This is a genomic window from Pseudomonas sp. NPDC089741 (assembly GCF_044748825.1).
Taxonomy (GTDB): Bacteria; Pseudomonadota; Gammaproteobacteria; order Pseudomonadales; family Pseudomonadaceae; genus Aquipseudomonas; species Aquipseudomonas helmanticensis.
In genome coordinates this window covers 93,231-112,385 of sequence record NZ_JBIVGT010000006.1, presented here as the reverse complement: position 1 = coordinate 112,385, position 19,155 = coordinate 93,231, and the positions used below count along the sequence as shown (strand labels likewise).

Genomic DNA, 19,155 nt, shown 5'->3' with positions numbered 1-19,155 from the left:
TTCCGCCCTTGCTGCGCCGTGTCTTGCGTCCGTTGCTTGATCCCTATCGACGTTACCGGCATGCGCGGCTGATTCATGCGGTACGCGTTGCCCTCGGATTGTTGGCGACCATCCTGCTGACCACCGGCATCAACCTGCCTCACGGTGAATGGGCTTCGGTGACCATGCTGGTGGTGATCGGTGGTTTGCAGCATCACGGCAACATCGGCAAGAAAGCCGCCGAACGCGCCACCGGCACGCTGATCGGCGCCGGCGTCGGTTTGTTATTGGTGGCACAGCAGGCCTGGCTCGGCATGCCATGGCTGACCTATTTTGCGATGGCGGTGGTCTGCGGATTTTTCTCCTATCACGCCATCGGCAAGGGCGGCTACACCGCCCTGCTCTCGGCCATCACCGTGTTCATCGTCGCCGGGCATGGCGACAATCCGATCACCGACGGCTTGTGGCGCGGTGTCGACATCCTGATCGGCATCGCCCTCGCCCTGGCCTTCTCTTTCGCCCTGCCGCTGTACGCCGTGTACTCGTGGCGCTACAACCTGGCCGACGCCTTGCGCGATTGCGCCACGGTGTACGGGCGCATCATCAGCGGCCAGGCGGTGAGCGCCGATGAGCACCTGAAACTGATGAGCCGCCTCGGTGCGGTGATGGTGCAACTGCGTTCGCTGATGCCATCGGTGTCCAAGGAAGTGAAGATTTCCATGACCGAACTCGATGCCATACAGCGCAACCTGCGAATGTGCATCAGCACCCTGGAGATCCTCGGCAATACCCGGCCGGACAGCAACGATCCGCAGGCCATGGCCCATCTGCAAACCGCACTGAAGGCTGAACACCGGCAGATTCGTGTGCAACTGATCGGCATGGCACGGGCCTTGAAAACCGGCGCTTCGCAACGACTGGAGCGACCGCTGGAGTTGCCGGACGCCAGCCTCGACACAGCGGTCTACAGCGCACTGGACGGCTATCGCCTGTTGACCCGGCAACTGGCCGCGAACATCGGCGAGATGCGCCAGCGCCTGGCGAAGACCGCACCGCGCTGGAACATCTGAACAGCGCCGGAGAATTTACATGTAACAAAACCGACAGGATCATTACAATGCGCCATCACAGTGGACGTGTCATGGGCGCATAAATGCAATTCAGGAAGAATATCAATGCTTTACGAGCGCTAGCCGTCCTCGCGGTGGTGCTTTTTCACTTCCGGATTCCGGGCTTTGACGGCGGTTTTGTCGGCGTTGACATATTCTTCGTGATCTCCGGCTTTCTGATGACCGGGATCATTGTCAGCGGTCTGCAGCAACAAAAGTTCTCCCTTCTCGGCTTCTATGCCTCCCGTGCCCGACGGATCATTCCGGCGCTACTGACCCTGTGTGTGGCGCTGCTGATCTTCGGCTACGTGTACCTGCCGCTGGATGATTTCCGCGAGGCGATCCGCACGATCAAAAGCAGCCTGCTGTTCAGCTCCAATTTCCTCTTTGCCAAAGACGGCAATTACTTCGACGCGCCGCTGCACGAAAACTGGTTGCTGCATACCTGGTCGCTGTCGGTGGAATGGCAGTTCTACCTGCTTTACCCCTTGCTGCTGATGGGCCTGTTCAAATATCTCGGCGCCCGCGCAAGCAAAATCGCCCTGATCGTGCTGGCGGCAATCTCGCTCGGTGCTTCGGTTTACTTGAGCATAACCCAGCCGGTTTTCGCCTTTTACATGCTGCCCACACGCGCCTGGGAGATGATCGCCGGCGGCCTGGCCTTTGTCTTCCCGTTGGCACTCAGCCGACGCAACAGTGCGCTGTTTGAGGGTGCCGGACTGCTGGCGATCGCACTCAGCGTGGCATTTTTCTCGGAGGAAGACCTCTGGCCGGGTTATCTCGCTTTGCTACCGGTGATCGGTACTCTGCTGGTGATTTACAGCAATCGTCAGTCGCTCTTTAGCCGCAATGAAATCCTGCAATTTACCGGCAGCATTTCCTACTCCGTCTATCTCTGGCACTGGCCGCTGGTGGTACTGCTGTATCTCTGCGGCCTGTTGAGTAGTTGGCCGCACGTGCTGGGTGCAATCGCTTTTTCTTTGTTGCTGGGAGCGCTCTCCTACTACTGCGTCGAATCGAAAGTCAGCAGAGTAACCACCGCGCCACGCACGCTGTTCAAGTTTGCTGCGCTGGTGGTTGGTGTCATCGGTCTGTCAGCCGCAACCTCCTCGCTGGTGAAGAAATACCCCGACGCCCGCCTGGCTTTTGTCGATCTCGGGCAGCCTGAATACACCAGCAAACTCTATCCGCAAGAGTGCTACCCCAATCGTTTCGCAGCGGCTGACTGCAAACTGGGCACCGGCAAGATCTCGGTAATTTTGTTCGGTGACAGTCACGCGCAATCCACCGCTGCTGCCGTGCAGATGAGCAATCCGCAAGCCGCATTGTCCTGGTCGCGCGGCGGTTGCCCGCCGTTGCTGAACTTCGAAATGCGCGACAAGGATCTGCAAGACAAATGTCGCGCTTTCAACGAGGAAAAACTGCAAGTACTGAAGACTGACTTCTCCGGCGTTCCCGTAGTGCTGTTCAGCCGCGCCGCGCTGTACGCCGATCCCGGCAGAAGCAACAATTACCGCATTCACTTTCCGGGCAGCCCACATGCTGGCGACGCGGCATTTGTCGATGCTTACATCGCCGAATACAGCAAAACCGTTTGCTCGATTGCCGAAAACCACCCGGTGTACATCGTCCGGCCGATCCCGGAAATGCCGTTCAGCGTCTATAAGGGCCTGAATCTGAATCAACGCCTGTTCCAGCAGACCGCCGATATATCGATCCCGTTGAGCGAGTATGAAAAGCGCAACCGGATCGCCAACTACACGATTGAAGCGGCCGCCAAACGCTGCCATGCGACGGTTATCGATCCGACGCCGTACCTTTGCCCGGCGGGTACTTGCATGGGTTCCAAGGACGGCGTGGCGTTGTACTTCGATGACAACCATCTGGTCGATGCCGGTAACCAGCGGTTGAAAGACCTGTTCAAGGATCTGCTCAAGCCAATCTAGGGCCGCGCCGCCACGCCGGCCCTGGATTTCATCCCCCAACCCTGTTGCATGCCGGCGGCCGCCAGCAGGATCGCTGCCACCCCGAGCCATTGCAGGATTTGCAGACGATGGCCAAAGGCAAACCAGTCGACGAAGATCGCCGCGATCGGGTAGATAAACGACAGCGCGCCGGTCAATGCCGTCGGCAGTTTCTGGATCGCTCCATACAGCAGCACATACATCAGGCCGGTGTGGACGATGCCCAGTGTCACCAGGCTGGCCCAGGCACCGGGTGCTTGCGGCAGCGCCGAAAAGTGCGCGAACGGTGCCAGCAACAGTACACCGGTGCACACTTGAATCAGTGCGATCAAATGCGGTGGCGTGCCGGTCAGGCGCTTGATGATCAGCGCCGCAATCGCATAGAGAAACGCCGCGCCCAAGGCCAGGCCGATGCCCAGCAAGTAGTCGTTGCCGCCCTCGCCCTGCGTACTGTGAGCACTGACAATCGCCAGCATGCCGATGAACGAAACCGCCAGCCAGAACAGCTTCTGCAGGGTGATTTTCTCGCCAAGAAACAGCGCCGCCAGACCGACCAGCATAAACGGTTGCAAGTTGTACACGGCCGTGCCAATAGCAATCGAAGCCCGCGAGTAAGAGGCAAACAACAGCAGCCAATTGCCGACAATCGCGACCCCGCTGAGCACCGCCAGCAGGAACGTCGTGCGCGTGAGAATGCCCGGACGCAAGAAGCCGAAGGCCGCGCAGATCAGCAGCAAGGTGCCGGCGCCGAACACACAGCGCCAGAACACCACGTCGAGTACCGGTTGCCCGGACACCAGTACGAACCAGCCGATCGTCCCGGAAATCAGCATGGCCGCGGTCATTTCAAATGAGCCGCGCCGGATTGGGTTGTCCATCATCAATCTCCTCAGCAGTTGGCGAAAACCTGACAAAATTATGCCAAGCCCGGCGGGGTGTTCTCCAGAGTAAAAAGCAGGCTAAACTCGATTTACGCCTTTTTTATCGCGGGTAATTTCCCTCGATTGCCTAATTTCGGAGTGAGCTCATGACCGACGATATCGACCAGATTCTCATCAGTGCCTTGATGGAAGATTCGCGGCGCTCGCTGAAGGCGCTGGCACAGCTCAGCGGGCTGTCGTCGCCGAGCGTGGCCGAACGTTTGCGCAGGCTGGAGGAGCGCGGTGTACTTCAGGGTTATACCGTCGAAATCGACCCGAAATGCTTCGGTTACCAGTTGCAGGCCATCGTGCGCGTGCGGCCGCTGCCGGGACAGTTGCAGGAAGTGGAGCGGCAGATTATGGCGATTCCCGAGTTTACCGAGTGCGACAAGGTCACCGGCGAAGACTGCTTTATCGCCCGTCTGCACGTGCGCTCGATGGAGCAACTGGACACCCTCCTCGACCGCCTCAACACCTTGGCGGAAACCAATACCGCAATCGTCAAGAAGACCCCGGTCAAGCGCCGACTGCCGCCGATGGCGTGAGTGCTTTTTTTGCACGTTCGGCGTAGATTGAGGTTTTTCCGGCGAAGGATTGGCGGTAATGAGAATTCAGGCAATAGTGCTCGCGGCGGTGATACTCGGCGGTTGCGGGACGGTACAGACCGTGGTGCGCGATGATCAGGTCGCGGTGGACGGCCTCAAGAAGCAGAAGAGTTATTGCGGGGCGGTGCCAAGAATCTACAGCGGCCTCGCCTACGACTTTTGCAGCTTGCATGCCCCTTTGGGCGAAGGCGTGGATGCCGACGACTACAAAAACGCCGCAATTCCTGTGGTGTTGATCGATGCCGTGGTGTCCGGGGCACTCGACACGCTTTTGCTGCCCTACACCGTCTACAAACAACAGACTGACGGCAGCATCGTGATCAACTAGCCGCGAGCATGGCTTCAACACTTTCACACAGACAACAAAAAACCCGCCTAGGCGGGTTTTTCGTTATTTCACAGACTGCGATCAGTCGTCGCGGCTCATGATGCCGAAGATCTGCAACAAGCTGATGAACAGGTTGTAGATCGATACATACAGGCTGATGGTCGCCATGATGTAGTTACGCTCGCCGCCCTGGATGATGGCGCTGGTCTGGAACAGGATGCACACCGACGAGAACAGCACGAAACCTGCGCTGATCGCCAATTGCAGGCCGCTGATCTGGAAGAAGAAGCTCGCCAGCGTTGCACCCAGCAGGACGAAGAAACCGGCGGTGATGAAACCACCGAGGAAGCTCATGTCCTTGCGGGTAATCAGCACGTAAGCCGACAGACCACCAAACACCAGTGCGGTCATGGCGAAAGCCGAGCTGACCACTTCAGCGCCGCCCTGCATGCCCAGGTAACGGTTGAGGATCGGGCCAAGCAGGAACCCCATGAAACCGGTCAGCGCGAAAGCGGACACCAGGCCCCACGCGGAATCACGCAGCTTGTTGGTAAGGAAGAACAACCCGTAGAAGCCGATCAGCACCACGAAAATATTCGGGTAGCCAACGCGCATCTGCTGGGCAACGAAAGCCATCACGCCGCTGAATGCAAGGGTGAGAGCCAGTAGGCCGTAAGTGTTGCGCAGGACGCGGCTAACCTCTAGCTGCTCAGCCTGCACGCCGTTATTAACTGCGTAATCCTGTTCGCGCATGGCGACACTCCTGTTGGTTTGAAACGTTCAGTCGCAAAGATCATAACAGACGCTCTGTAACAAGCCATGCAGAGAGTTTGACAGTGTGTTTCATTCAGGTATTATGGCGCCCGCAACGCAACGGAGGTGTGGCCGAGTGGTTTAAGGCAACGGTCTTGAAAACCGTCGACTGTAACAGGTCCATGAGTTCGAATCCCATCGCCTCCGCCATATTTGGTACCGACAAAGCCCTGATTATTCAGGGCTTTGTCGTTTCTGGGGTTCGCGGAAATACCAGCCCTCACGAATGTGTTCCATGACTTTTATGGACGCGTTCCATGACTCGACCTGTTTGCACCCTTCCCCGGCGTCCTGCCGAACCTGAAACACTCTTCATGTAACACGGTGCCACGCCGGGTTCTTCCACGCAGAAAACCCGATGCAGAACTCAGATCTGCTCCCGTCCCTCAGGGCCAGCAGAATCGTTTTTCGAACCACGTAACATCCTATTGAATGGTCGCATTCATGCCAGCGTTTGGCGCAGATCAGTACCAGCAAAAAGGCAGTGACGCCGTATCAGCCACGAAAGTGAATGGTAAGTCGATGATCACAAGCGGACCGAGAAATTGCGCGAGTACATATTCACCCTTGACGCCGTCATAGCAATCATAGGGAGGGTTCGTTACGGCCCCAAGCCAAGCACAACCACCGAGTTGAGCTATGGCCAAAATCAAGATGAGCTTCCGTAGCACGTAACTTCCTTATTTTTTCCATTGTGCGATCTGTAGACGCTGTCGCGAAGAGTTAGTTACTTTTCCGACACAACCCGAATGCACTCCCCTCCGCGCCCAAGGGCAACCAGCGGCGCGGATGGGTGAAGATCTGTGGTGGAACTGCCAGGGTTGAATCCACCCCCTAAGGTGGACACGATGATGGCAATTGGATAGTGTCCGGCGTTCTGCCTGCGACATCAGCGAACAGCAGATTCCGCCTTCGTCCGTGCAGCGATTTTCCCAAAACAACACCGCGTTCGTCGCAATCACCTTTGAGCCAACGGCGAGCCAGGACAACAGATAACGTTGCACGACACAACATCACATAACATCCAATATCAGTTAGAACTCAGGAGATCTCCTTGAACAAGGTTGTTTACGTACCAGCAAAATTCAAACCAGTCGGAAAAGAAGTCACTGTGAAAGTCCCAACAGGAGAAACCAAAAAGGGTTTTTTTGGTGGCTTGAAGGACGTGACCGTCAAAGAAAAGGAATGGCAACAAACCGGTTGGTCTGACTGTGAAATTGATGGGGAAGTTCTTTCTCAGGATATAGCGTCAGCCGTTGCGGAGCTTAATGCTGAAGGTTACGAAGTCGTTGCCATCCAACCCATCACTTCCGGGGCATATGATTACAAATGGGATAAATACAGCTCGGCTGACACCGGAGCCTCTACCTGCTACAGCTATGGATATGGCTACAGCTATACGGAAGGCACAACCATCATTGCAAAAAAAACCAGCAGCAACTAAGCGTGGTTGCAATGGGACCTGACAGACGGTCCAAGGTTGCTGCGGATGGGCGATGCGAAACCTGATACCAAATCTGCGCGCACCTCGCCGCCATCACTTCACCTACAAAAAAGCCCCGATCACTCGGGGCTTTGTTCTATCCAGGATTTGCAAATACACTCAACAACCTCAACCCTCTGAACAAGGACAGGTTCATGAAGAAGATTTTCCTGCTGTTCACGCTCATCAGCGTGCTGGCCGGCTGCAACACCTACTCTGACGGACACCCGCGTAGCTCCGAAGACCCCGGCTGCAAAACCGCTCAGAAGCAGGCGGGATGCCTTTGAGTCAGCGTTCGTCGATGGGCGCGATAAAATTTTGCCTGGGCATTCTGTTGCTGTTTTGCAATGCCGACTTTAGCTACCGAAAGCCTCGGAGGGTCTTCACTACGGGTTTCGTCTGTTTCTGCATGGTAGTCGCCGTGACTGAGCTGTTGATCCTGACCATGATTTATTACCCACCCCGGTGAAGCCTCGACTAACAACGGCAGCGAACGCGGCTTTTCTTCTATTGGCCCACGATCGCCGCTGATCCCAGTGAACAGTTTGCTAGCCGCCGCAGTATCCGCCCGGCGTACATGCGAGGCGCAAAAATTCTTTCGCCTGACTCAACATCGGAAGATGCCTAGTTCTGCAACGCAACCTGTTTGGCCTCGATTTTCAGTTCACTGAGGCGCTTGAGCATCGCGATGATGTTGACGCGAGCAGAGCCTTCATTAGCCAGGCGCAGGCGCTTGACGCCAATCACGGAGTCACCGAAACCCGCGGTAAAAGGCGTACGGATGACTTCACGCAGAACGACCTTGTTGGTCTTGGCTTCCACCAGCGTGTATTCCACTTCGCTGGTGACCTCGAAATTCAGTCCGAACAGAGGCTGGTCAACGCGCAGCAAATTCGCCCGCAGAGCATAAGTGGCTGATTTTTCGTCGCCAAGCAAATCAGCGTTAGCGAGCGATTGCTTGAGTGCTGCGCCGAAGTCAGGGCTGTCGATTTCCGAAGTCCACAGAGGGTTGGTTGTATCCCCGCCATTCACTTCGCAAACCCGCACATTTTTCTTCAGCTGTGCGTCGTAAGAGCTTGCCTTGTCTTGATCGGCCGCGACGGTCATACCGGAAACCTGTGCGGAGGAGGCACAGCCAGTGCAGAGAGCGATGAAGGCAGAAGCTAAAAGCAGGCGCAGATAGATCATTTGAAAATCCTTGAGAGTGTAAATTCCAACGAGATTGCAAATGCTAGCACTTGGCCACTTTTTCAACCACCCAGCAATTCGCCCCGACAACTCAGTGGGTCCCTCCGCCGCCATTCTCGTGTTCTTTCAAGGACTGCACGACTGGCTTCGGCAGGTTGCAACACGCTCAGGAACAGTTGTGTCTTTTCCCAGAAAAATTGAATTAGCCAGTCATCCACCCGGTCAAGAATCATGAACGCAGTAAATCTGACGAGGTAACAGCGATGACTATCGAAGCAGAGACACTCGTAGAATTGACCGAAGCGCTGCAAGAGCGCGGCATGACCTTGGGTGCCGATGTAGCTTTCACACGGGCGCCGTACCGGCACAACCACCGCTGGATCTGTACATTGGAATAACCCTGCGCTATGCCGACGGCGCGACGTTAACGCCCGCCGCCGGCTCCATCCTGCCGCGCCACGCGTGTTCGCGCTCGACAGCAACCAGCCAAAGCCGCCGATAAATGGCAGAATCCCCTCATCCTGATCATTTCGGAGACCACAATGCTTCGCGTGTTTGAACAACGGCTCGACCCATTCCCGCCCGACGAGGCGCCGCCTCCGCCAGTCGGTCTGATGCGGTTTCTGTGGGCCTGCATGCGCGGTGCGCGCGGTTATGTGCTGGTGCTGGCGCTGCTCAGCGCCAGCGTGTCGATCTATGAAGCGTGGCTGTTTTCGTTTCTCGGCCAGGTCGTCGATCTGCTGTCGACATGGCAGGCCGGCGGCGAGGCGAATGGCCAGGAAACCCGAGTGCTTTGGGGGATCGGCATCGTGTTGCTCACCAGCATTGGCCTGGTGGCGCTGCGAACCATGGTCCAGCACCAGATATTGGCGATCAATTTGCCGCTGCGCCTGCGCTGGGATTTCCACCGACTGATGTTGCGCCAAAGCCTTTCATTCTTCTCCGACGAGTTTTCCGGGCGGGTCACGACCAAGGTCATGCAGACCGCATTGGCGGTGCGCGAAGTGCTGTTTACCCTGATCGAGATCCTCCCCGGCATCGGCGTTTATTTCATCGCCATCATTGCCTTGGCCGGCGGTTTCGCGCTGAAACTGATGCTGCCTTTCATTATCTGGGTCGCATTGTTCGCAGTAGCGATGCTGTACTTTGTCCCGCGCCTGGGTGAGGTCGGGCAGGAGCAGGCGCATGCGCGCTCGTCGATGACCGGGCGGATTTCCGACGCCTATACCAACATCACCACGGTGAAACTGTTCTCCCACTCCAAACGTGAAGCGCATTTCGCCCGTGCGGCGATGGAGGACTTCAAGCAGACCGGTTTTCGCCAGATGCGTCTGGTCAGCCAGTTCGAGATCGTCAATCAGGCGCTGGTGGTCGCGTTGATCATGGGCGCCGGCGGCTATGCGTTGTGGCTATGGCACCAGGGCGAAGTCGGCACGGGCGCCGTCGCGGCGATTACCGCCATGGCGTTGCGCATCAACGGCATGTCGCACTGGATCATGTGGCAAATGACCTCGCTGTTCGAAAACATCGGCACCGTTCAGGACGGCATGGCCACCCTCACCCGTGGCCCCAAGGTGCAGGACGCGCCGAACGCCACCGCGCTGGTGCCATCGGGCGGCGCGGTGAGTTTCGACAACGTCAGTTTCAACTACAACGGTGAACGCCAGGTGCTCGACAGCTTGAGCCTGAACATTCGTCCGGGTGAGAAAATCGGTCTGGTGGGCCGCTCCGGCGCGGGCAAATCGACGCTGATCAACCTGCTGCTGCGCTTCTATGACGTAGAAAGCGGCGAGATTCGCATCGACGGGCAAAACATCGCGAAGGTGACACAAGACAGCCTGCGCAGCACGATTGGCATGGTCACTCAGGATACGTCCCTGCTGCACCGCTCGATTCGCGACAACATCGCCTATGGCCGGCCGGACGCAACCGACGCGCAAATCCATCGCGCCGCAGCCAATGCTCAGGCCGACGGTTTCATCAGCCAACTGAGCGACAAACAAGGTCACAACGGCTACGACACGCTGGTCGGCGAGCGCGGCATCAAGCTGTCGGGCGGCCAGCGCCAACGCATCGCCATCGCTCGGGTGATGCTCAAGAACGCGCCGATCCTGTTGCTTGACGAAGCGACAAGCGCTCTGGATTCGGAAGTCGAAGTGGCGATCCAGGAAAGCCTCGATGAAATGATGAAGGGCAAGACCGTCATCGCCATCGCTCATCGGCTGTCGACGATTGCCGCGATGGATCGGCTTATCGTCATGGATGAGGGGCGCATCGTCGAACAAGGCACTCACGCCGAACTGCTGGAGAAAAACGGCATCTACGCGCGACTCTGGCAGCATCAGAGTGGTGGATTTCTGGGTGAGGATCAGGGCGTGAGTGCGGCGCTGGATCAGGCGTAAACGCGTGCCCAAGGACCGTCGCTCGCCGTCGTGCGGTCCTTGTCCCACAGCGCCAGCGGCCCGCCAAACGGGCCAAACCGATCAATGCAGGAATGATCTTCGTATGCCGAAAAAACCGCCCGTTAGCCAACCAGCCGCCAGCGCCGCCGACATCGAGCGCTCGATCCAGGCCCTGAATAAAATGGCCGAGCGCCTTTGGGGCGAGGGTCGCGAAGCGGAAGCCAAAGCCCTGCTCGATGCCCTCGACGCGTTGAACCGGGCGCTCGATCGAATCCGCATTGGCGAGAGCCGCAGGGCCGCGACCCTGCATTGAGCCTTGCGCTTACGGCTTGAGAATCAGCAAGGGCTCAGCTTTCCTGACGATGTAGGTTGCCAGCTCCGAACCCTTGTCCGCGCCGACATTCCTGGCGATATGCGCCACGCCCTCAGGAATGAACAGCGAATCCCCCGCCTGCAACGTCACTGGCGCCCTGCCCTCCAGTTGATATTCAAAAGTGCCGCTGATCACGTATGCCACCTCGACACCGGGGTGCGCATGTTTCGGTGACGTCACGCCGGGGGCGAAATCGACCCGTGCCTGAATCACTTCGCGATCCGCCGCTCCGAGATCCTCGCGGACCAGATCGGTACGGCTCAAGCCTTGTTGCCAACTCTTCGGTTGAGCGTCTGCCGCGTGGGCGATACCGATCATTGAGACGAGTACTGCAGCGGTGGTCAGAAACAGGGGACGGCGCATGGTGTTGCCCTCTCAAACGTAGTGGTGTGGAGGGCTTTACTCTGAATGCGGCATGTCGGCGGAATGTGTCGCGAGCCTGGGGTTTGTTATGCGCGTGTGTACGCGCACGGGATGGATACACGCTTATACAAAGGAGGCTTCTTTTTGCAGCAGCGCCAACAGCCAGGTTCGGAAAGCGACGATCTTTTTCGAGTCAGCCGTTTCGTGCGGCGTGACCAGATAGAAGCCCAGATCATCTTTCAGGCGCAGATCAAAGGGCGCCACCAGCCGCCCCGCGCGCAAATCATCGTCGACATAACTTGAGCGCCCGATGCACACGCCCTGCCCGTCAATCGCCGCCTGCACCGCCATCATCGCCAGGTCAAAGGTCAACCGTGAACCTTTGGCCAATGCTTGCGGCTGACCGGCAGCATCGAGCCAGGTGTTCCAGTCGTTGGCGGTCATGCCGCTGACCTGCAGCATCGTCTGTCCGGCCAGATCGGCCGGCGTCCGCAAGGCCTGCGTTCCGGCAAGCAACGCCGGGCTGCACACCGGAAAAATTTCGTCGGACATCAGCCAGTCCGCGCGCAAACCCTTCCAGTCGCCGCGTCCATAACGGATCGCCGCATCGATACCACCGTGGCGAAAATCCACCAGTTCGGTCGAAGCACTGACCCGCACATCGATATCGGCAAATGCCTGCTGGAAGGCCGGCAAACGCGGAAGCAACCACTTCGACGCCAGCGAGACCAAGGTGCTGATGGTCAACACGCTGTGGCTGCCTGATTCGAGCAGTCTTTGCGTCGAGTAGCGCAGTTCATGAAACGCCGCGCGCACACCGGGCAGATACTCTTGCCCTGCTTCGCTCAGCGTCAGGCCGTCCTTGCGCCGCAGAAACAGGACAACGCCAAGTTCTTCTTCAAGCCTGCGAATTTGATGACTGATAGCGGTTTGCGTGACATTCAACTCAGCGCCCGCCTGGGTAAAACTCATGTGGCGCGCAGCGCATTCGAAAGCGCGCAAGCCGTTTAGCGAAGGAAGTCTGGCGACCATATGACAATTCATACTCATGAGATTTTGTCATACGCTATCACCCAAAATGCCCTTTGCGAAAGCCTTGTTGAAAGTCGATTCTGACGCCCTTTCACCGTCAGGAAAATGCCATGAAACTGTACTTCGCCCCGATGACCTGTTCGCTCTCCCCGCACATCGTACTGCGAGAATTGGGTCTGCCTTTCGAACTGATTCGCGTCAATAACCAGACCAAGCGCACTGCCGACGGCCGTGATTTTCTCGAGATAAATCCCAAGGGTTATGTCGCCGCGCTGGTGCTGGATAACGCTGAAGTGCTGACGGAAGGCCCGGCGATCCTGCAATACCTTGTCGACCTCGTACCGGGCCATCGACTGGCGCCCGCACCTGCAACCTGGGCGCGCACGCGCTTGCAGGAACAGCTGAATTTCATCAGCACGGAAATCCATGGCGGCAGCGCGCCGCTGTTCAGCGCGGACATTCCCGAATCGGTCAAAAATATCTTCAAGAAGAAGCTGTGCAAGCGCCTGGACTATCTGAACCAAACAATCGCCAATCAGGACTGGCTGATCGGCGACAACTTCAGTGTCGCCGATGCCTATCTGTTTACCGTGCTCAGATGGCTGCCGACCTTCAACATCGACATCGCCGACTGGCCAGCCCTCGGTGCTTACATGCGCCGCATCGGCGCGCGTCCCTGCGTGCTGGCGGCTATCGCCGCAGAAGCGGCGACGCAACCAGTCTGATCAGGGCGTGACGGCAGCCGTCGCGGCCTCATCGATGAACGCCGCCACCTCGTTAGCCCGGGAGGCCAGCGAGGCATGGCTGGCGTCCAGCGTGATGATCTTTTTCGCGCCCAGCCTTGCCGACATCTGCCGCTGGTTATCCGGGTGAATCATGTGATCTTCAGTGGAGATCTGATACCAGGACGGTTTGTTCTTCCAGGCCGGATTGCTGATCGTGTCGCCGAACGTGCTGGCCACCGGCGCCTTTTGAGTGACGGCCATGACCAGAGCCTCATCCGCCGTCAGGTCCTGACAAAAGCTTTGGTGGAATTTGTCTGCCTTGAGCCACAGAAAACCATCGCTGTCTGGCGCAAGGTTCGGCGCTGCGGCCGGCAGATGTTGTTGCGTCAGACCGCCGGGACTTTCCCCGGCGTCCGGCGCAAACGCAGCGATATACACCAGCCCGACGACATTCGGTTGGTTGCCCGCCTCGGTAATCACCGCGCCGCCGTAGGAGTGCCCGACCAACAACACCGGGCCGCTCTGTTGCGCGATCATTTTGCGCGTGCGCTCGGCGTCGTCGGCCAGCGACGTCAGCGGCATCTCCACGGCGTGAATATTCGTGTAGCCCTTGCGCGTCAGTTCGACAATGACTTTGCCCCAATGCGCGGCGCCGCCCCAGAACCCGTGTACCAGCACAATCGTTGGTTTGTTGCTCATGGCCCTGCTCCCGTGTGTGAAGAGAAGATGGTTTGCCAATTACGCGCAGAAGTATGGTGCCGATCGCCCGAACGGGCCATGTCGACAACGAATATGTAAACTGGCGCGATCTTCACTCGCTCAAACAAGAGAACCCCATGGCCAATCAAGACATCATCTTCACCCCCGATCCGGACGCCGATTCGATTTCCTCTGACGTCACCACGTTCAACGGCATCATGGTCTCCACGCAGATCCCGACCCGGGCCGATGGCAGCCTGGAACTGGGTGGCGTCACCGAGCAGAGCGAATGCACGCTGCAAGCGCTGAAAGTCGCACTGGAACGCGCCGGCAGTTCGATGGATCGCGTCATGCACCTGACCATCTACCTCACCGACATGGCTGACCGCGCCGCGTTCAACGAAGTCTACCAACGCTTCTTCGCCAAACCGTGGCCGGTGCGTGCGGCGGTGGGCGTGGCGTCGCTGGCGGTTGCAGGGATGCGCGTGGAAGTTACGGCGATGGCGGCAAAAGCCTGATTCAAGATTGCTCGCGATGGCGTTTGATCTGCGCATATTGAAATTGAATGTGCCGACGCTTTCGCGAGCAGGCTCGCTCCCACTCAGTGTTGTGTATCGCAGTGTGTACGAAGCTGCTGGCGATACAGCGACTTGCAACTGCAGCCTTCTTCGACACAGACCGGATACGTCTGCACGCTCCAATGCACTCAAGGTTTCAGGGGTTCATTCAGCACCCTTGGCCAACAGGCTCGCACAGGAGACGTCAGCATGAAGAAGGCCCTGCTCACCCGCACAAGCGCATTTGGTTTGTCGATTCTGGCGTTGGCGTTGTCCGGCACGCTTGCCACTGCTCAAGCGCAAACGGCTGAACCTGCCGCTGTCAGTTACTCCGCGCCCTCGCCTTTTGGCCCACTCAAGCATGTAAAGGCCGGTGTACTCGACGTGGCCTACGCCGAAACCGGTCCGGCCGATGGCCCGGTGGTGATCCTGCTGCACGGCTGGCCCTACGATATTCACAGCTATGACGAAGTCGCACCATTGCTCGCGGCCAAGGGCTATCGGGTGTTGATGCCGTATGCGCGCGGTTATGGCGATACGCAATTCCTCGCCAAAGACACATTGCGTAACGGCCAGCCAGCGGCACTGGCCAGCGACGTCATAGATTTCATGGATGCGCTGAAGATCAAGCAAGCAGTGCTCGGCGGCTATGACTGGGGCGCGCGTTCGGCGGACATCGTCTCGGCGCTGTGGCCGGAACGCGTGAAGGCGCTGGTCTCGGTCAGCGGCTACCTGATCGGCAATCAGGCGGCCGGGCAAAACCCGCTGCCACCCAAGGCGGAATTACAGTGGTGGTATCAGTTCTACTTTGCCACCGAGCGTGGGCGCGCCGGTTACGAGAAGAATACTCACGATTTCGCCAAGCTGATCTGGCAGACCGCCTCGCCGCAGTGGAAGTTTGACGACGCCACCTTCGAGCGCAGTGCCAAAGCGCTGGAGAACCCCGATCACGTCGCCATCACCGTGTTCAACTACCGCTGGCGTCTGGGTCTGGTGCAGGGCGAAGCGCGCTACGCTGCGCTGGAACAGAAACTCGCCACCGCGCCGTCGATCAGCGTGCCGACCATCACCCTTGAAGGCGACGCCAACGGTGCCCCGCACCCAGTGCCGGAGGATTACGCCAAGCGCTTCAGCGGCAAGTATCAGTTCCGTTTGATCAACGGTGGCATCGGCCACAACCTGCCGCAGGAAGACCCGCAGGCGTTTGCCAAAGCGCTGATCGATGCTGATCACCTCTGAGCAAACCTGAAAAAAACGGCTGGTGCTATTTGACCAGCCGTTTTTCTTTCGACGGCCGATAGCCGAAATACGCGCTGTAGCATTTGCTGAAGTGGCTCGGCGAAACGAAACCGCACGCCACCAGCACTTCCACTTGCGACAGCTCGGTGTGCTGCAACAACCGTCGCGCTTCGGTGATGCGCAGCTCCAGGTAATAGCGCTGCGGCGTGGTGCCCAGTTGTTCCTTGAAAAGACGTTCCAACTGTCGACGCGAGCGCCCGGCGTACACCGCCAGTTGTTCCAGCTCCAGCGGCTCTTCCAGGTTGGCGTCCATCAGTTTCACCACTTCCCGCAGCGGCGCACTGACGCAGATGTTCTCGTCCGGTTTGATGCGCCGGTAGCGCGACTCTTCGAAAGCCAGAATATCTTCGATGCCCTCGACCAGCGCTTTGCCGTGCAGGCTTTTGATCCAGTCCAGCGCCATGTGGAAAGCCCCGGACGGACTTGAGGCCGTGAGCCGGTCGCGATCAATCACGTAGGGTTCGCTGCTGACGTGGGTGCTTTTGGCGATTTCGGTCAGCGCCGGACGATGTTCCGGGTGGATCGCGCAGCGGTAGCCATCGAGCAATCCGGCGCGGCCGAGAAACCACGAGCCGTTCCACAATCCGGCGAGGCTGATACCGCGCTCTGCGGCAGCCTTGAGCAAATGAATGAACTCGTCATTGGCGCGCAACTCGGTGCGGTAACCGCCGCACACCACCAGCAGATCCAGTTCCTGCAACGCGGCTGAATCAATACGCGCATCAGGCCGGATCACCAGGCCCAGATCACTGATCACCTCGCCATCTCCCAAACCGAACGTGCGTGAAGAAAACAGCCCCGGCCGCAACAGGTTGGTGGTGACCACCGTATCCAGTGCCTGGGTGAAGGCCGGCAGTGAAAAGTGCTCGAGCAGCAAGAAACCGGTGCGAGTCACGCGCGTGCTGTCAGCAGATTGCTCATTCAGATAGCGGAGGTTTTTGCCTTTCATGCCTCCGCTGAATTGGCGTCGTTCGATCAAGTTGTGGTCCATCGGTCATGTTGTTATGCGCCGATAGTTGGCTTGATCCGCGTCAGAGTCAATCACGCCTGTGGTTGATGGCTCGTCACACAGTGAATTCCGCCACCACCGGCGGCGATTGCATCGATGTTGAGCTGGACGATTTCGCGCTGCGGATACAGTTGCGACAACAGATCGAAAGCCTTCTTGTCGGCGGCTTTATCGCCGAACTGCGGAGCGATGATCGCGCCGTTGATCACGAAGTAGTTGATGTAGCCGGCGGCGAAGTCCGGGTTGTTCTTGTTGAACTTGCTCTTGCGTGGATTCAGCGGCGGCGAAATCGTGTGGATCTGTAATTTGCGACCGTCAGCATCGGTGGCGTTCTTGAGGATTTCCAGGTGTGCCAAAGTGACCTTGTGATCGTAGGATTCAGGGTCGGTGTCGAGGTTGGCAATCACCACACCGGGTTTGATAAAGCGTGCGTAGAAATCGACATGGGCGTCGGTGATGTCCTTGTTCTTGATGCCCGGCAGCCAGATGATTTTGCGCAGGCCGAGGCGCTCTTTCAGTTCGGCTTCGACGTCAGCTTTGCTCCAGTCCGGATTGCGATTGCTGTTGATCCAGCTGCTCTCGGTCATGATCCCGGTGCCGTGGCCGTCGACCTCGATGCCCCCGCCCTCGCCCACCAGATCGGTGCGGATGTATGTGGCTTGTGCGTCGTCGGCGACCAGTTCAGCGATCTTCGAGTCTTTACTGTGCTGCTGTTTGCCACCCCAACCGTTGAAGTTGAAGTCCACCGCGCCGAGACCACCCTTGTCGTCGATGACGAAATTGGCGCCGATGTCGCGCATCCAGATGTCATCCAGCCCGGCAGTGACGTAAGTGATATTGCGCGTGCCGCAGAATTCTTCGGCGATGCTGCGCTCGTTCTTGCGGCAGAACACGGTGACGGGTTCAAACCGGGCGATGGCGCGGGCAATGCGGCCTAGAGCTTCCTGGACGTCTTCGGTGAAGTCTTCCCAGATCGCATCCTGCGCGCCGAAAGCGATGTAGGCGCGCTCATGTTTATCGCCCTCGTCGGGCATGAACCAGCGGCCTTGCGCAGCAGCCAGGACTTTGCCCGGCGAAAGGCCCAGGCCTGTCACCGCAGCGCTGACAGCGGCGACCACCGAGGCTTGTTTGATGAAATCGCGACGAGTCGTCATGTTGCTTTTCCTGTAGAAAAGAGGGCCGGCGCAATACGCCGGCCGTGGATCATTTGCCAGTGGCAGTCTTGAACTTGGTCCAAGTGCGCATGCGTGCGCGCATGTCTGCCTGGGGAATATCCTTGCCCGGGATCAAACGAGCGTAGGTCGCCTCGTCGAGGTAGATGTCCGGGTTGTCACGCATGCTCGCATCGACACTCGCCCGCGCCTTGGCGTTGGAGGTCGGGTAACCGGTGAAATTGCTGATCGCCGCCATGTTCTGCGGGCGCATGACGAAGTTGATGAACGCATAGGCGTAGTCCGGGTGTTTGGCGTCGACCGCAATGGCCATGGTGTCCATCCATACCGTGGTGCCTTCACGCGGCACGCGATATTCGAAGCGTGTGTGTTTGCCGGCGCTGTCGGAGGTGCGTTGCGCCTGGGTCATGTCGCCGCTGTAACCGAGCGAAAGGCACAGGTTGCCGTTGACCAGATCGGTCACCGGTTGCGACTGGAACTTGCGGATGTACGGCCGCAGCTTCATCAGCAAATCACTCGCCGCCGCCAGATCCGCAGGCTTGGCGCTGCGCGGATCGCGACCGAGATAATTGAGCACCACCGCCAGCACTTCGTCCGGTGAGTCGATCATCGAGATCCCGCAGTCGGCGAATTTCGCCGCCAGTTCCGGCTTGAACAGCATGTCCAGGCTGTTGACCGGTGCGTCGGCCATGCGCTTTTTGATCTGTTCTTCGTTGTAAGTCAGGCCGATGGTGCCCCAGGTGTAGGGCACCGTGGCTTTGTTGGAGTGCTCGTAATGGCTGCGCAGTTTCTGTAACCCGGGTTCGATGTCCGCTGTTTCAGTCAGCTTCGCCTGGTCCAGTGGCATCAGGCTGCCGGCGCGCATCAGCCGTTCGGCCACGGTGTCGCCGGGGAAGATCAAGTCATAGCCGCTGCCGCCGGAGAGCATCTTCGCTTCAAGGGTTTCGCTGCCATCCATGACGTCGTAGATCACCTTGATCCCGGTTTCGGCAGTGAAGCGGCTCAGGGTGTCTTCGGCAAAATAATCGGCCCAGTTGTACAGGCGCAGGGTTTTGTCCTCGGCATGCAATGACGGGATAACGCAGGTCAGCGCCAGGCCCATCGCGCCGAGCAACCGCTTGTGGTTCATAGCCAT

General features: G+C 58.3%; 21 protein-coding genes, 1 tRNA gene and 1 pseudogene. 13 read left to right on the top strand and 10 right to left on the bottom strand.

Annotated elements, in window-relative coordinates; genetic code table 11:
* Positions 1–8 precede the first annotated feature (8 nt).
* Both ACIPZE_RS09005 and ACIPZE_RS09000 read left to right on the top strand, forming a co-directional pair.
* Entirely contained in the window at positions 9–1,049 is a 1,041-nt protein-coding gene (locus tag ACIPZE_RS09005) for an FUSC family protein (protein ID WP_174823934.1), read from the top strand.
* A gap of 83 nt (positions 1,050–1,132) precedes the next feature.
* Positions 1,133–3,034 (top strand): acyltransferase family protein, encoded by a 1,902-nt coding sequence (locus ACIPZE_RS09000; protein ID WP_400772492.1) that lies wholly within the window; start codon positions 1,133–1,135, stop codon positions 3,032–3,034.
* On the opposite strand, the pseudogene ACIPZE_RS08995 reads toward ACIPZE_RS09000, so the two are convergent.
* Positions 3,021–3,930: pseudogene (locus ACIPZE_RS08995) on the bottom strand (DMT family transporter). The gene ACIPZE_RS09000 and the pseudogene ACIPZE_RS08995 overlap by 14 nt on opposite strands.
* A 149-nt stretch (positions 3,931–4,079) precedes the next feature.
* Between ACIPZE_RS08995 and ACIPZE_RS08990 the strand changes: the two are divergent.
* Both ACIPZE_RS08990 and ACIPZE_RS08985 read left to right on the top strand, forming a co-directional pair.
* Complete coding sequence (locus tag ACIPZE_RS08990; protein ID WP_129393293.1) at positions 4,080–4,517, top strand: Lrp/AsnC family transcriptional regulator; 438 nt, start codon at positions 4,080–4,082, stop codon at positions 4,515–4,517.
* A 58-nt stretch (positions 4,518–4,575) separates the two neighbouring features.
* The gene (locus tag ACIPZE_RS08985; RefSeq protein ID WP_129393290.1) at positions 4,576–4,905 is read left to right on the top strand and encodes a YceK/YidQ family lipoprotein; all 330 of its coding nucleotides are present in this window, start codon (positions 4,576–4,578) and stop codon (positions 4,903–4,905) included.
* An 81-nt stretch (positions 4,906–4,986) separates the two neighbouring features.
* Here the strand turns inward: ACIPZE_RS08985 and ACIPZE_RS08980 are convergent, their stop codons facing one another.
* Complete coding sequence (locus ACIPZE_RS08980; RefSeq protein ID WP_129393287.1) at positions 4,987–5,658, bottom strand: Bax inhibitor-1/YccA family protein; 672 nt, start codon at positions 5,656–5,658, stop codon at positions 4,987–4,989.
* Positions 5,659–5,780: 122 nt separating this feature from the next.
* On the opposite strand from ACIPZE_RS08980, the gene ACIPZE_RS08975 reads away from it, so the two are divergent.
* Positions 5,781–5,868 (top strand) — tRNA-Ser (locus ACIPZE_RS08975).
* Positions 5,869–6,182: 314 nt separating this feature from the next.
* On the opposite strand, the gene ACIPZE_RS08970 is transcribed toward ACIPZE_RS08975, so the two are convergent.
* Positions 6,183–6,389 carry a YceK/YidQ family lipoprotein gene (locus tag ACIPZE_RS08970; RefSeq protein WP_283436656.1) on the bottom strand — a complete coding sequence of 69 codons (207 nt, stop codon included), beginning with the start codon at positions 6,387–6,389 and terminating at the stop codon, positions 6,183–6,185.
* Positions 6,390–6,772: 383 nt separating this feature from the next.
* Between ACIPZE_RS08970 and ACIPZE_RS08965 the strand changes: the two genes are divergently transcribed.
* Both ACIPZE_RS08965 and ACIPZE_RS08960 read left to right on the top strand, forming a co-directional pair.
* Positions 6,773–7,162 (top strand): hypothetical protein, encoded by a 390-nt coding sequence (locus ACIPZE_RS08965; RefSeq protein ID WP_283436657.1) that lies wholly within the window; start codon positions 6,773–6,775, stop codon positions 7,160–7,162.
* A gap of 194 nt (positions 7,163–7,356) precedes the next feature.
* Positions 7,357–7,488, top strand: coding sequence for a lipoprotein (locus tag ACIPZE_RS08960; RefSeq protein ID WP_283436658.1), 132 nt, complete (start codon positions 7,357–7,359; stop codon positions 7,486–7,488).
* Positions 7,489–7,825: 337 nt separating this feature from the next.
* Here the strand turns inward: ACIPZE_RS08960 and ACIPZE_RS08955 are convergent, their stop codons facing one another.
* Positions 7,826–8,389 carry a hypothetical protein gene (locus tag ACIPZE_RS08955; protein ID WP_400772489.1) on the bottom strand — a complete coding sequence of 188 codons (564 nt, stop codon included), beginning with the start codon at positions 8,387–8,389 and terminating at the stop codon, positions 7,826–7,828.
* Positions 8,390–8,652: 263 nt separating this feature from the next.
* Between ACIPZE_RS08955 and ACIPZE_RS08950 the strand changes: the two genes are divergently transcribed.
* The 3 genes from ACIPZE_RS08950 to ACIPZE_RS08940 all read left to right on the top strand — a co-directional run bounded on the left by ACIPZE_RS08950 (position 8,653) and on the right by ACIPZE_RS08940 (position 11,104).
* Positions 8,653–8,787 carry a hypothetical protein gene (locus ACIPZE_RS08950; RefSeq protein ID WP_400772487.1) on the top strand — a complete coding sequence of 45 codons (135 nt, stop codon included), beginning with the start codon at positions 8,653–8,655 and terminating at the stop codon, positions 8,785–8,787.
* Positions 8,788–8,931: 144 nt separating this feature from the next.
* Positions 8,932–10,791, top strand: a complete 1,860-nt coding sequence (locus ACIPZE_RS08945) for an ABC transporter ATP-binding protein (protein WP_283436660.1) — start codon at positions 8,932–8,934, stop codon at positions 10,789–10,791.
* A 103-nt stretch (positions 10,792–10,894) separates the two neighbouring features.
* Positions 10,895–11,104, top strand: coding sequence for a hypothetical protein (locus ACIPZE_RS08940; protein WP_129393268.1), 210 nt, complete (start codon positions 10,895–10,897; stop codon positions 11,102–11,104).
* Between the two features lie 9 nt (positions 11,105–11,113).
* On the opposite strand, the gene ACIPZE_RS08935 is transcribed toward ACIPZE_RS08940, so the two are convergent.
* Positions 11,114–11,527 (bottom strand): cupin domain-containing protein, encoded by a 414-nt coding sequence (locus tag ACIPZE_RS08935; RefSeq protein WP_283436661.1) that lies wholly within the window; start codon positions 11,525–11,527, stop codon positions 11,114–11,116.
* A gap of 123 nt (positions 11,528–11,650) precedes the next feature.
* Entirely contained in the window at positions 11,651–12,559 is a 909-nt protein-coding gene (locus tag ACIPZE_RS08930; RefSeq protein WP_400772485.1) for a transcriptional regulator GcvA, read from the bottom strand.
* 110 nt (positions 12,560–12,669) lie between these two features.
* Between ACIPZE_RS08930 and gstA the strand changes: the two genes are divergently transcribed.
* A complete protein-coding gene (gene gstA, locus ACIPZE_RS08925) occupies positions 12,670–13,284 on the top strand; it encodes a glutathione transferase GstA (RefSeq protein WP_283436663.1) in 615 nt (204 codons plus the stop codon).
* Here gstA and ACIPZE_RS08920 read toward each other — a convergent pair whose 3' ends face one another.
* Complete coding sequence (locus ACIPZE_RS08920) at positions 13,285–13,983, bottom strand: alpha/beta hydrolase (RefSeq protein ID WP_283436664.1); 699 nt, start codon at positions 13,981–13,983, stop codon at positions 13,285–13,287.
* Positions 13,984–14,120: 137 nt separating this feature from the next.
* Between ACIPZE_RS08920 and ACIPZE_RS08915 the strand changes: the two genes are divergently transcribed.
* Both ACIPZE_RS08915 and ACIPZE_RS08910 read left to right on the top strand, forming a co-directional pair.
* Positions 14,121–14,501 (top strand): RidA family protein, encoded by a 381-nt coding sequence (locus ACIPZE_RS08915; RefSeq protein ID WP_400772483.1) that lies wholly within the window; start codon positions 14,121–14,123, stop codon positions 14,499–14,501.
* A 249-nt stretch (positions 14,502–14,750) separates the two neighbouring features.
* A complete protein-coding gene (locus tag ACIPZE_RS08910) occupies positions 14,751–15,779 on the top strand; it encodes an alpha/beta fold hydrolase (protein WP_400772482.1) in 1,029 nt (342 codons plus the stop codon).
* A gap of 25 nt (positions 15,780–15,804) precedes the next feature.
* On the opposite strand, the gene ACIPZE_RS08905 is transcribed toward ACIPZE_RS08910, so the two are convergent.
* From ACIPZE_RS08905 to ACIPZE_RS08895, 3 genes are read right to left on the bottom strand one after another with little or no spacing between them, the layout of a single operon-like run.
* Positions 15,805–16,830, bottom strand: a complete 1,026-nt coding sequence (locus ACIPZE_RS08905) for a GlxA family transcriptional regulator (RefSeq protein ID WP_400772480.1) — start codon at positions 16,828–16,830, stop codon at positions 15,805–15,807.
* Between the two features lie 50 nt (positions 16,831–16,880).
* A complete protein-coding gene (locus ACIPZE_RS08900) occupies positions 16,881–18,002 on the bottom strand; it encodes an agmatine/peptidylarginine deiminase (RefSeq protein ID WP_400772478.1) in 1,122 nt (373 codons plus the stop codon).
* A gap of 49 nt (positions 18,003–18,051) precedes the next feature.
* Positions 18,052–19,155, bottom strand: a complete 1,104-nt coding sequence (locus tag ACIPZE_RS08895) for an extracellular solute-binding protein (protein WP_400772476.1) — start codon at positions 19,153–19,155, stop codon at positions 18,052–18,054.